At 49.3% G+C, this 12,433-nt stretch carries 13 protein-coding genes and 1 tRNA gene; 3 read left to right on the top strand and 11 right to left on the bottom strand.

Going from position 1 to position 12,433, the window contains the following annotated elements:
- Window positions 1-69: 69 nt before the first annotated feature.
- The 5 genes from FM042_RS11530 to mutY all read right to left on the bottom strand — a co-directional run bounded on the left by FM042_RS11530 (window position 70) and on the right by mutY (window position 4,115).
- A tRNA-Phe gene (locus tag FM042_RS11530) sits at window positions 70-145 on the bottom strand.
- Between the two features lie 60 nt (window positions 146-205).
- Window positions 206-1,477, bottom strand: coding sequence for a glutamate-5-semialdehyde dehydrogenase (locus tag FM042_RS11525; protein ID WP_143236595.1), 1,272 nt, complete (start codon window positions 1,475-1,477; stop codon window positions 206-208).
- Window positions 1,474-2,589, bottom strand: a complete 1,116-nt coding sequence (gene proB / locus FM042_RS11520) for a glutamate 5-kinase (RefSeq protein WP_143236594.1) — start codon at window positions 2,587-2,589, stop codon at window positions 1,474-1,476. Before proB ends, FM042_RS11525 begins: the two co-directional genes overlap by 4 nt.
- Window positions 2,590-2,740: 151 nt before the next feature.
- Complete coding sequence (locus FM042_RS11515; RefSeq protein ID WP_143236593.1) at window positions 2,741-3,013, bottom strand: oxidative damage protection protein; 273 nt, start codon at window positions 3,011-3,013, stop codon at window positions 2,741-2,743.
- Window positions 3,014-3,110: 97 nt separating this feature from the next.
- Window positions 3,111-4,115 (bottom strand): A/G-specific adenine glycosylase, encoded by a 1,005-nt coding sequence (mutY, locus tag FM042_RS11510; RefSeq protein ID WP_143236592.1) that lies wholly within the window; start codon window positions 4,113-4,115, stop codon window positions 3,111-3,113.
- A 100-nt stretch (window positions 4,116-4,215) separates the two neighbouring features.
- On the opposite strand from mutY, the gene trmB reads away from it, so the two are divergent.
- Window positions 4,216-4,932 carry a tRNA (guanosine(46)-N7)-methyltransferase TrmB gene (gene trmB / locus FM042_RS11505; RefSeq protein ID WP_143236591.1) on the top strand — a complete coding sequence of 239 codons (717 nt, stop codon included), beginning with the start codon at window positions 4,216-4,218 and terminating at the stop codon, window positions 4,930-4,932.
- Here the strand turns inward: trmB and hemW are convergent, their stop codons facing one another.
- Together hemW and rdgB are read right to left on the bottom strand one after the other, a co-directional pair.
- Window positions 4,933-6,096, bottom strand: a complete 1,164-nt coding sequence (gene hemW / locus FM042_RS11500) for a radical SAM family heme chaperone HemW (protein ID WP_143236590.1) — start codon at window positions 6,094-6,096, stop codon at window positions 4,933-4,935.
- Complete coding sequence (gene rdgB, locus FM042_RS11495) at window positions 6,096-6,698, bottom strand: RdgB/HAM1 family non-canonical purine NTP pyrophosphatase (protein WP_143236589.1); 603 nt, start codon at window positions 6,696-6,698, stop codon at window positions 6,096-6,098. The genes hemW and rdgB overlap by 1 nt, the downstream gene beginning before the upstream one ends.
- A 166-nt stretch (window positions 6,699-6,864) precedes the next feature.
- Between rdgB and FM042_RS11490 the strand changes: the two genes are divergently transcribed.
- Window positions 6,865-8,595, top strand: coding sequence for a potassium/proton antiporter (locus FM042_RS11490; protein ID WP_143236588.1), 1,731 nt, complete (start codon window positions 6,865-6,867; stop codon window positions 8,593-8,595).
- 51 nt (window positions 8,596-8,646) lie between these two features.
- On the opposite strand, the gene FM042_RS11485 is transcribed toward FM042_RS11490, so the two are convergent.
- Genes FM042_RS11485 through FM042_RS11470 form a run of 4 tightly spaced genes read right to left on the bottom strand, consistent with a single transcriptional unit; the run spans window position 8,647 to window position 11,251 of the window.
- Window positions 8,647-9,117, bottom strand: coding sequence for a DUF4426 domain-containing protein (locus FM042_RS11485; protein WP_232366433.1), 471 nt, complete (start codon window positions 9,115-9,117; stop codon window positions 8,647-8,649).
- Window position 9,118: 1 nt separating this feature from the next.
- Window positions 9,119-9,658: a YggT family protein gene (locus FM042_RS11480; RefSeq protein ID WP_143236587.1), complete on the bottom strand. Its 540-nt coding sequence runs from the start codon at window positions 9,656-9,658 to the stop codon at window positions 9,119-9,121.
- 12 nt (window positions 9,659-9,670) lie between these two features.
- On the bottom strand, window positions 9,671-10,501 hold the full coding sequence (gene proC / locus FM042_RS11475) for a pyrroline-5-carboxylate reductase (protein WP_143236586.1): 831 nt from the start codon (window positions 10,499-10,501) through the stop codon (window positions 9,671-9,673).
- A 42-nt stretch (window positions 10,502-10,543) separates the two neighbouring features.
- Window positions 10,544-11,251, bottom strand: coding sequence for a YggS family pyridoxal phosphate-dependent enzyme (locus tag FM042_RS11470; protein WP_143236585.1), 708 nt, complete (start codon window positions 11,249-11,251; stop codon window positions 10,544-10,546).
- Between the two features lie 73 nt (window positions 11,252-11,324).
- Here FM042_RS11470 and FM042_RS11465 point away from each other — a divergent pair, with 73 nt between their 5' ends.
- Complete coding sequence (locus FM042_RS11465; protein ID WP_143236584.1) at window positions 11,325-12,356, top strand: type IV pilus twitching motility protein PilT; 1,032 nt, start codon at window positions 11,325-11,327, stop codon at window positions 12,354-12,356.
- The last annotated feature ends 77 nt before the right edge of the window (window positions 12,357-12,433 follow it).

The following is a 12,433-nucleotide window of genomic DNA, read 5'->3' as shown; positions in this document are numbered from 1 at the left end:
ATAATCGAAGATGACGCCGGGGCACAGATACAAAAAAGCCTGTCCGAATGGACAGGCTTCCTTAAATAATGGTGCCCAGAGGCGGAATCGAACCACCGACACGGGGATTTTCAATCCCCTGCTCTACCGACTGAGCTATCTGGGCATGCCGTGCATCTGACGATGCGGGCGGTATTAGACTCGTTTTAGCGGCCGCTGTCAACCGCTATTCGCGAATCTGACCCGTGCCCGTAACCACAAATTTCTCTGTGGTAAGGGATTGTAATCCCATTGGCCCATAAGCGTGTAGCTTCGAGGTTGAGATACCGATTTCCGCGCCTAAACCGAGTTGGCCACCATCAGAAAAGCGTGATGAGGTGTTCCACATAGTCACGGCGGAATCAATATCCGCGATAAAGCGGCGTGCGGTGGTTTCGTTTTCAGTGCAAATCACATCGGTATGACCGCTTGAAAACTGATCCAAATGTTCGACCGCATGATCGTAATCACGCACGGTACGCACCGCGAGCTCTAGCGCCAAATACTCAACACCAAAGGCATCATCAGCGATAGTTTCGGCATCGTTGAAATGCGCAATGGAGTTGTTACAGGCATGAATTTTTACCTGCTTATCGGCTAAGGCTTTCGCGGCCATTGGCAAGAAGGTGTCGGCAACATCCGCATGTACGAGTAAGCCTTCGAGGGCATTGCAAACGCCGGTACGCTGAGTCTTACCGTTGAGTAACAGCTGTAGGGCTTTATCTAAATCCGCGTCTTTATCCACATACAAATGGCACACGCCTTTGTAATGCTGGATGACTGGGATCTTGCTGTTATCACTCACATAGTGAATTAAACCTTCGCCACCGCGTGGGATCACCAAATCAATGTGATCGCTTTGCTTTAGCAGCTCAGCCATTAAGTCACGATCCGGGGTAGGGACCACGGTAACGACGTCTTTTGGCAGACCACTTGCTTCGATTGCGCTATGCATGGCTTCAGCAATGACTTTACTGGTGCCGATGGCTTCACGACCACAACGCAAAATAACGGCATTGCCTGATTTAAAGCACAGGGCACCGGCATCGGCGGTGACATTGGGGCGTGCTTCATAAATCATGCAAATCACACCCAATGGAATGCGCATTTTATCGACCCGCATCCCGTTTGGACGTTCTTCCAACAAATAGCTCTCGCCCACTGGATCAGGCAGGGCAATAATTTCTTCGATAGCGCTGGCCATATCTTCGATACGGTCGTTATCAAGGGCCAGGCGGTCCATCATGGCGGCATCAAGGCCTTTCGCTTCACCCGCACGCAAATCTTCCGCATTGGCGAGCAAGATAGCTTCGGCATGGGCGCGGATGGCGTCGGCCATGCGTTGCAATACTTTGTTTTTGTCGTTGGTAGACAAGGTAGCAATTGAACGTGCCGCTTTGGCCGCACGTTTGGCAATATCATTGGCTAATTCTGTATTCGTTAGCGATTGGTTACTCATTTTTTACTCCATAACATTAAATCGTCGCGATGAATGACTTCGCTGATGGGGCTATACCCGTATGCTTCAGCGATGGCGCTGCCGGATTGTCCTTTAATATGGATCAGCTCATGGGAGCTATACCGGCATATACCTTTAGCGATCGTTTCCATGTTTTCTGCACTACGGATGAGTACTGCATCGCCGCGATCGAAGTTTCCTTGTATATCGACGATACCCGAACTCAGTAATGAAGCACCTTCATTGCGCAATGCACTGACGGCACCTGAATCGACAAGCACTTCTCCTTGCGCGATCAAGGTATGCCGCAACCAGTGTTTCTTATTACTTAGCGGGTTTTCTTTGGCCTTAAACAGCGTGCCAGGGTTCTCGTTGCGTAAAAGCACTTCGAACTTGCTGCCTTTGCGGCCATTCAATATGTAGGTATCGATACCATGGGTCGTCGCTTTCTCGGCGGCCTCCACTTTGGTACGCATACCTCCAGTACCTACAGCACTTGCGGAACCGCCAGCTAGTGCATAGATATCTTGATTAATCTCTTCCACGGTTGGAATCAATGTGGCGTCTTTGTTTTTGTTGGGGTCTTTATCAAACAGACCATCGATGTCACTGCAAATAAACAGGGCGTCGGCATCGACAACCGTGGCGACCATGGCCGCTAAGTTATCGTTATCACCTACTTTTAAATCATCGGTTGCCAGTGCATCGTTCTCGTTAGCGATGGGCATAATGCCATGCTCGAGTAAGGTATTTACTGTGTTACGAATGCTGATATAGCGTTCGCGGTCGCGTAAATCATCGTGGGTCATGAGGACTTGGGCACAGGGGAAATCGAAAAAGCGTTGCCAGCTTTCCATGACGTGGGTTTGTCCGACAGCTGCCATAGCTTTCTTGAGGACTACCGGCACGTTGTTGTGCTCAAATTCGAAGTGATGTCGGCCTGCTGCAACGGATCCAGAGGACACCAGGACAATTTCTTGTCCGCGCTCACGGCATTCATTAATAAAGCGAGCGATGGCGAGAAGATATTTGGAACTGCACCCGTTTCCATCTGGCGCGATAAGAGCACTACCGACTTTAATCACTGCTCTTCGCCAGGCTGGGATTTTCATAGAGACTCCCTGTTGGTCAATCGAGGCGCGCAGTTTACCACAGGGAGCTTTTTATCACCACCGACGGCCCAGTAAAATGGCTGTAAATGGCATTTTCATTCGCTATACACACAATTCACGGTATTTTTATAAGTTATGTGCGTGAACTGCCTTATTTTTCAGGTGGTACATAGCCATCAATTTGAACATCTTTGCCTTCAAATAGAAACGCGACCATTTCCTTTTCAATGAGTGCACGAGCCTCTGGATCCATAAGGTTCAGGCGTTTTTCATTGATCAGCATGGTTTGCTTTTTTTGCCACTCAGCCCAAGCTTCTTTGGAAATATTCTCGTAAATGCGAAGTCCGAGCTCTCCAGGGTATAATTGGAAGTCTAAACCTTCTGCTTCTTTTTGTAATCGTTGACAAAAAACGGTTCTTGCCATGCTAATCTCCAATATTTTCACGAGTGCGATTGGATAGCCCTGTTGCACTAAGTTTATGCCCTAAATCATACCACAATGGGCTTCTTATGATCGTCACTTACCGTGAATGTTGTTCAATGTATTTGCGTATTGGGGCGGGTAAACCAATATCGGTAAGATCATCAAATGCCGCCCATTTGTCTGCTTTGCCTTCAGCGACGGTATCGTTAGGTATGGTGGTTAGGGTCCATATCTTTGCATCTAACTTGTAATGGCTAAACGTATGCTGGAACGAGCCTTTAAGCGTTGCATTTGTAGGTGCCTCGCCAAGTTCTGGGAGGCTCCATAGCGAGGCCCAAATACCATGCTCTGGGCGTTTCTCTAGGTAGAGCTCACTGTCTTTCTGTAGCCATAAAAAATGCCCAGTTCGCTTTGGGATAGTTTTTTTCGGCTTTGCCGTGGGAAGCTCAGAGACTCGCCCTGTATGTAAGGCAACGCAGTGATCTGCAAAAGGGCATTCCGTGCACTTTGGATTGCGGGCGGTACACAGCGTGGCGCCAAGATCGAGTAACCCTTGGGCAAAGCGCCGATTGTTCTGATTAGGGGTGTAGTCTTCGGCGAGTTGCCAGAGCGCCTTATCCACTTTGCTGGTGCTAGGTACACCTTCAACACCAAAGAGTCGGCAGAACAGTCGACGCACATTGCCATCGACAATAGGGCCGTACTCATCATAAGCGAACGATTTTATCGCTCCCGCGGTATATCGGCCGACTCCAGGAATGGATTGGATGTCGGTTAATTCCTGTGGAAACTCGCCGTTATAGGTGTCCACTAGAAAGCGCGCGGCTTTTTGCAAGTTGCGAGCGCGCGAGTAGTAGCCCAACCCTTGCCACAATGCCATCACTTCATCTTCGCTGGCGTCTGCTAAGCTTTGCAAGGTTGGAAAACGGGTCATCCAGCGCTCAAAATAGGGGATAACCGTCGCCACTTGGGTTTGTTGTAGCATGATTTCTGAAACAAGCACGCGATAGGGCGTGGCAGGATGCTGCCAAGGTAATTGATGGCGGCCGTGCGCTGCTTGCCAAGAGAGAACGGTTTTGACAAAGTTTTTTGGCTGAATCATACAAGTTTGCTTGTTTTTCCGACGCCAGATTGGATAATGGCGACCCTAAAGAAATTGACCATCTGGTTATGAATAACCGAGTGTAACAGGTTCAGAAACGATGACAGAGCAGAATTCCTCACCAGAACAGAGTAAAGCGGGTGTTTACATCCGTAAAGTGCGCAGCTTCGTGCGCCGTGAAGGCCGGTTGACCAAAGGCCAAGCGGGTGCTTTGGAGCGCCAGTGGGGAACCATGGGTATTGATTACTCTGAATCGCCACTTGAGTTCACTACTATTTTTGGCAACGACCATCCGGTGGTGCTTGAGATCGGTTTTGGCATGGGCCAGTCACTGGTGGAAATGGCCAAGGCCTCGCCGGAATTGAATTTTGTCGGTATCGAAGTGCATCGTCCTGGGGTCGGCGCTTGTTTGCTTGAAGCGGAAACCCAAGGGGTAACCAACCTGCGGGTGATTGAGCACGATGCGGTGGAAGTGTTAGAGAAGGCCGTGCTCGATGGTAGTTTAAGCAAGGTGCAGATTTTCTTTCCTGATCCTTGGCACAAAAAACGCCACCACAAACGCAGATTGATTCAACCTGCATTTGTGGCGTTGTTGCGCCAAAAATTGAAACATGGAGGCGTGCTGCACTTAGCCACCGATTGGGAAAACTATGCGGAGCACATGCTCGAAGTGATGACTCCGGCCCCTGGTTTTGAAAACCAGTCCGAAGATAACACCTATATTCCGCGCCCAGAAGAGCGGCCGTTAACCAAGTTTGAGAAACGTGGTCATCGTCTGGGGCATGGGGTGTGGGACATGAAATTTACTGCCATTTAATTAATCGTCGGTAAGTAGATCACTGAGCACTTTATTTAAATACAACCGCCCTCGGGCGGTTGTTTGCCAACTGCTATCCCCGTCTTGAATTAATTCCTGCCGAATCGCATTGTTCAACGCCTGCTCCGCGAGCTCAACTGGCAACCCGGTACGCTCACTAAACTCCTGTTTGGGAATGGGTTCAAGCAACCGAAGGCGATTCATAAAGTATTCAAACACGCGATCGTCTGTAGCAACGTCCCATTGCCGCAATAGGTAAGGCCGTGTTAGGTCGAGATATCCGCGCGGGTGTTTGATTTTTTCCGTGCGAATAATTTTCCCGTTCTCGGGTAGGGTGATTTTGCCATGGGCGCCACAGCCAATGCCGAGGTAATCACCGAAGCGCCAATAATTTAAGTTATGTTGCCCGCGGTGCCCGGGCTTGCCATAGGCACTTACTTCATACTGCTGGTAACCCGCAGCGGCTAAGCGCAAGTGGCCTTGTTCGTAAATGTCCCAGAGGATGTCATCATCAGGCAACACCGGTGGTTTGCTCGCGAACAGGGTATTGGGCTCAATGGTCAGCTGGTACCAGGAAATATGGGGCGGGTTTAAGGCAATGATCCCTTCCAGATCGGCCATGGCAGTGGCCAGCGTTTGCTGTGGGAGCCCATGCATGAGATCTAAATTAAACGAATGCAACGGAAGGCTTGCGGCATGGTGTGCAGCCACTTGTGCTTGTTGCGGATCGTGTATGCGCCCCAGCTTTTTCAGTTGTTCTTCTTGCAGAGATTGCACACCGATGGATAAGCGGTTCACGCCGGCTTTTTGAAATCCCGCGAAGCGTTCAGTTTCAAAGGTTCCGGGGTTGGCCTCAAGGGTAATTTCAATGGACTCGGCAAATGGAATACGAGCTTGAATACCGGCTAGTAGCTTTTTGATACCCTCTGCGGAGAACAAGCTCGGTGTACCGCCGCCAATAAAAATAGAGGAAAGCGCGCGTCCCTGTACGTAGATCAGGTCGGCGTCGAGATCATCGAGCAAGCAGGCAATATATTGGGCTTCTGGAATTACTTCCGGCTGCGCATGAGAGTTAAAATCACAATACGGACACTTTTGTACACACCAAGGAATGTGAACGTACAGGCTTAGTGGGGGTAGTGTCATTGGCAGGGGAGAGGCCATCAGTGATCTAATGCCTCAAGCAATAAGCGCAATGCGCGACCGCGATGGCTTAGTTGCTTTTTCTCGTCTTTGCCCAGCTCTGCCGCGGTGCACGATTTCTCATTCGGAATAAAAATTGGATCATAACCAAAACCGCCACTCCCGGAGGGCTCAAAGGCAATGCGGCCAGGCCAACGACCATGGCAGACGAGAGGCGTTGGATCATCCGCGCTCTGCATGAGAACCAATACACAATGAAACTCTGCGTGTCGCTGAGATTCAGGAACATCTTTTAAGGCACCAAGTAGCTTATTTAAGTTATCTTGATCAGTCGCGTTAGACCCTGCGTAGCGTGCCGAATAGATACCGGGAGCGCCACCTAAGGCATGTACGGCTAAACCAGAATCATCGGCAAGAGCGGGAAGACCGGTAGTCATGCAGGCATGACGGGCTTTAATAATCGCATTTTCAATAAAGGTTAATCCGGTTTCTTCGGCGTCACTCACCCCAAGTTCTGTTTGTGGGGTGACAGACCAGCCTAGGGGGGCTAGCAAATCTGAAAGTTCAGACACTTTACCCGGGTTGCCGGTTGCGAGAACGAGTTGGCGCGAAGAGGTGGTCATGGAAAAATCCTGTTTTGTACACATTTCAATTGCTTAGTGAATTAAATCCGGAGGAAATAAATCCGCTGCCCATTATAGCGCAGTTAGCCCCCTGTGGTATTATCGATTCATCCGCTCAAATCGCGCGGAAGCAAAGCGAGTTAGACACGGAGATTTTAAGCAGCCTATGGATGCAGTAAACCTACTGATATTAATTGCCGGTACCTTGTTATTCGTGAGTATTCTCGCGGTACAAGTTTCTGTGCGTGTAGGTGCTCCGCTGCTTCTGGTGTTCTTAGTGCTCGGTATGATTGCCGGCGAAGATGGTTTGCTCGGATTACAGTTTGATAATCCCGATGTGGCCTTGCTAATCGGTTCGGTTGCTCTTGTTATTATACTTTTCGATGGTGGTTTACGTACCCACCCAGAGCGTTTTCGGGTGGCCCTGGCACCGGCGGCGATGCTCTCGTCGGTAGGGGTCATTATCACCTGTTTAATTACGGGGGTAAGTGCCGCTTACCTATTTGGTTTTTCCTGGATTGAAGGGCTTCTGCTAGGCGCTATATTGGGTTCAACCGATGCCGCGGCAGTATTTTCCATCTTCCAATCGCAACGCTTACGCATTAAAGAGCGGGTGGCCGCTACCCTAGAAATAGAGTCAGGCAGTAATGACCCTATGGCCGTTATGTTAACAGTCACTCTGGTGAGTGTGCTGGCGATGCCAGATACGCCTATGGACGCCACCGTGCTGTTTGTATTTTTGCAGCAAGCATTAGTGGGTGCTGCGGTCGGCTTCGGTGCTGGTAAGCTCTTTGTGTATGGCTGTAGGCAACTCACCCTGCACGTATCGTTCTTTCCACTGCTCGCTGTGTCTGGCAGTGTTTTGGTGTTTGGATTAACCGCACAGCTCGGCGGGAGCGGCTTTCTTGCGGTGTACCTCATGGGGTACTTGGTCGGTAATTCACGCTTGCCGCAAGTGATGCATATTCTACGTGTTCACGACGGACTCGCGTGGTTGTCTCAAATCGTGATGTTCTTAATGTTGGGCATCCTGATGACACCGTCGTCTATTCTTGATATCGCTTTACCAGCTCTGGCATTAGCGGCGATTCTCATCTTTGTGGCGCGTCCTATTGCCGTGATCATTAGCCTCGCGCCATTCCGTTTCCCCTGGCGTGATCAATTCTTTATTAGTTGGGTGGGGTTACGCGGTGCAGTTCCTATCGTTCTGGCGTTATTCCCCTGGATTGCGGGGTTGGAAAACCAGCAACTCTATTTTGAGATAGCCTTTGTGGTTGTGTTGGTGTCGTTAGTGGTGCAGGGCTGGAGCATTGCTTTTGTCGCTCGCAAGATGGGGCTGGAAATTCCACAAGAGCCGGAACCGGATTACCGCACACCGTTAGATGCGGTGCACGCCAGTGAAGTGCTCGAGATCGCTGTGTTTAATATTACCGAAGATAGTGCTGCCGCAGACCATCATTGGGATGAGATTAATTTACCCCGAGAGGCTGATTTTGTTGGTTTAATCCGAAACGAGCAATGGATTCGGAGCGCCGTGAACCCGATGTTGCGTTCGGGCGATGCGTTAATGATATTGGCCCGCTCTGATGATATGAGTAAGATTTCGGAAGTGTTGGGAAGCACCGGAACGAATTCTCGTATTAACAAGAAAAGCTTCTTTGGTGATTTTGTGCTTAACGGGGAAATCACTCTGGCCGACCTGGCTGGATTCTACGTGTTGCCGGAAGATGGCGGAGAAGACCTGGATACATCAATTAACGACATCTTTAAGAAGCGCTTTCACCGCCGAGTGGTAGTGGGTGACCATATCAAGCTGGGGAACTTAATGTTTACTGCCCGAGAAGTGGGCGACGACGGGGTCATTTTGAAGATTGGTGTGAAACCGGTAGAGCTCTAGACAATTTACGAAACTGAAAAACCGCCCCTTCACCTCGTGGGGCGGTTTTTTTTAGTCGCGATAGAAGGTATGCACAAAACGTAACTCTTCGCTGCGGTCACCGTGATTGATGGTGATAAAGAAGCGCAGGCGATCCTCGTTTACATGAGAAACCTCAGCGATATAGTAAATCGCGGGCTCTTCAATAAAACGGCGGAAACTTAAGTTCTGGCGTTGTCCTAAATTGTTTAGCGCATAACCTGAAATGGATACACGCTGCCCAGGTTTCCCTTCTTGTTCTGCGTCGAGCACAGAAATATTCACTACCCCACGTGAACCGCTACGACGCACATTATAAGCATTCGCGATTTCTGGGGTGAGCATGGTGCTTGGGAATGCAATATAGTGCACTTCCCAATTTCCAAAGCGTTCATATTGGCCGCCTTGCTCATTGGCAACGGCTTGCCACGAAAGCAATGCAAGCACCGCTAACGCAATAAGCCATGCAATTGGCGTGAGGCGACACAACCATCGTTTCATCATATTAACCCGCTCCCATAATTGAAATGCGGACAAACTGAACAAGAATGATAAGCACGAGTACCGATAAGTCGAGCCCACCAATAGGTGGAATAATGCGTCGGATCGGTGCAAGCATCGGCTCAGTTAACTGCGCAAACACGAACTCGATAGGATTGCGCCCCTGGCTAAACCAACTCAAAATGGCTCGAATAATTAATATCCAGAACATCAATTGTAAGGTGATGATCAGCACACTTTGTATGGATGCCATAAATAGGTTTAGCACGGAATACGGAAATGCACCGACTTGCATCTGTACAATTACAAAAATTTTCAGTGCTGCGAGCGCTGTTGCGAGAAAAGCGGCAGCAATATCAAAGCGACCAAGCGTAGGGAATACTCGACGCAGAGGATTCAATACAGGGCTGGTGATCTTCACGATAAATTGTGAGAACGGATTAAAATAATCGACCCGGGCCAGTTGCATCCATAAACGCAAAATAACCGCCATAATGAAGAGATCGAATATCGTTTGTACTAAAAAAGTAGCACCATTGCTCATTGCTGAGTTCCTTTAAAAAAGTTTAGCCATTTCTTGGTTACGCGTTACCGCAGCACCAACCGCTCGCTTAGAAATATCGCTCAGTTGAGCGTTCTGATATACCTCAATACCCTTCGCCGTAGAGCCGCCCTTACTGGTGACTTGCTTACGTAGATCAACTAATGACAAGTCACTTTCCATGGCCATTCTAGCGGCTCCAAATGCCGTTTGTTGAACCATGGCACGGGCCTGCTCAGCGTCAAACCCTAAATCTTCTGCAGCGCGCTGCAAACCATGCATAAACTCAAAGAAGTAAGCAGGGCCGCTCCCTGCGACTGCGCCAAGTACATCGATGGCATCTTCGTTGTCGAGCCATAATGTCAGACCCACATAATTAAACACTTGGGTGACAAAGTCTCTATCCGCTTGCGTGGCTTTATCGTCGGCCACCAATCCAGACACACCTTCACCAACCAATGATGGTGTATTGGGCATCACCCGTACAAGGGTAATATTATTCCCTAAATACTCGTAGTAGCGTTCGAAACGTAGCCCGGCGGCAATGGTGATGATAAGTTTTTCATCTAAATCAGGAACATGGGCTGCAAGATCTGCGCATACGTCGCGCATTAACTGAGGTTTCACAGACAAGACAATAACGTCGGCTTTGCCCGCTATTTCATGATTATCCTGACTTGTGTAAATCCCGTATTTTTCTTCCAACATATCAAGCTTCGGCCGACTCGGGTTGCTAGCCATGATTGCGGTGGTTGGATATCCGCCTTTCACCATGCCACCGAGTATACTTTGGGGCATATTGCCCGCACCGATAAAACCGATGGTCCGAACATTGGATGAGGTCATGTTACTTCCTTCTTTGTTGATAATTGGACGCACGTTCATGTACTACGCGTTGCGTTCTCGGGCTCCAAAGATAGCGGTGCCAATACGCACCATGGTTGAGCCATATTTAATTGCCGATGCTAAATCGCCGCTCATCCCTAAGGATAATGTATCTACTTTGGGATCGCCTTGTTGTAACTCAAGAAAAGCGTGTTGAAGTGCAGAAAAAGACGATGCTTGTTCATTTTCGCTACTATTCGCCCGCGGAATTGCCATTAATCCCCGCAGCTGTAAGTGGGGGCAGGATCGAATAAAGCTAGCTAGGGTATCTATTTGATGAAGCGTGATTCCCGCTTTACTTGCTTCATCATCAATATTCACTTGAATGAGGACTTGCAGCGGTGCTTGGCGAGGTAAACGCTGTTCATTCAAGCGCCGCGCAATTTTCTCTCGATCAATACTGTGAACCCAATCAAAATGCTCGGCGATGTCTTTGGTTTTGTTACTTTGGATGGGCCCGACAAAATGCCATTGGATTCCATCGAGATCTTGGCATTCGTGGATCTTGTTGACCCCTTCTTGCACATAGTTCTCCGCAAAAAGACGCTGCCCTGCAGCGTAGGCTGCGCGGATCGCTGACACAGGTTTCGTTTTACTGACCGCCAGAAGTGCGATACTTTCAGGAGTACGGTTTGCTTCTTGAGCAGCGTCAGTGATTTGCTGGCGCACTTGGGTAAGATTCATTGCAATCGCATTTGCGTTAGGTGTCATGAATTGCAAGCCTCGAAATTAATCCTGCTCTGGAATGTGGGCATCATACTAAAAAGAACCAAGACTCGTAATTATGGATATCAACGAACTGCTCTCGTACGCTGTAAAGCGCAATGCATCAGACATGCATCTTTCCTCTGGTTCTCCAGCGGTCGTTCGTATTGATGGCGACTTGCATAAGGTTAACACAGAGGTGTTGTCATCTCATCATGTAGAGAAAATGGTCTACTCGGTGATGAATGATCGGCAAAAATCTGAGTTTGAGAAAAATCTTGAAGTGGATTTTTCGTTTCACGTGGAAGGGTTAGCGCGGTTTCGAGCCAATGTGTATGTGCAACAGAACGGACCCGCCGCAGCGTTTCGCACCATCCCAGATTCAGTGCTGAGTTTGGATGCCTTAAACGCTCCTCCAATATTGAAGCGAATCGCCGAATACCCGCGCGGGCTGGTGTTGGTCACGGGACCCACTGGCTCAGGTAAATCGACCACTTTGGCGGCGATGGTTGATTATATCAACGATACCTTCCCCCATCATGTGCTGACGGTCGAAGATCCCATCGAGTTTGTGCATAAGAATAAACGTGCGTTGATCAATCAGCGCGAAGTGCATCGGGATACGTTAAGTTTTAAAAATGCCTTGCGTGTAGCTCTACGTGAAGATCCTGATGTGATTTTGGTCGGTGAGTTACGTGACTTGGAAACAATTCGCCTAGCGCTGACAGCGGCGGAAACCGGTCACTTAGTATTTGCAACCTTGCATACTACCTCGGCTCCGAAAGCGATCGATCGCATTATCGATGTGTTCCCCGGTGACGAGAAGGCAATGGTGCGCTCTATGCTATCGGAATCACTACGAGCGGTTGTCGCCCAATTGTTGCTGAAAAAAGAAGGCGGTGGGCGCGTGGCTGCCCATGAAATTATGCTGGCCACCCATGCGATTAAGAATTTGATTCGGGAAGATAAAGTGGCGCAGATGTATTCCGCCATTCAAACCGGTGGCGCTTTGGGGATGCAAACTATGGAGCAAGCACTGAACCGATTGCGCGATGCTGGCGAAATATCCGATGAGCAAGTGCGTGCGAAACTAGGGCAAATTAGCAGTTAGTTGCCGATGGTCGAGGGTAGTGAAGTCTTCATGCCCTCGGCAAGCTCTGGTAAACTACACCCGAGTAGCACGAGCGG

This window comes from Aliidiomarina halalkaliphila, from assembly GCF_007096385.1.
Classification (GTDB): domain Bacteria; phylum Pseudomonadota; class Gammaproteobacteria; order Enterobacterales; family Alteromonadaceae; genus Aliidiomarina; species Aliidiomarina halalkaliphila.
The sequence above is the reverse complement of the archived record's forward strand: the minus strand, read 5'-3'. Positions and strand labels throughout refer to the sequence as shown.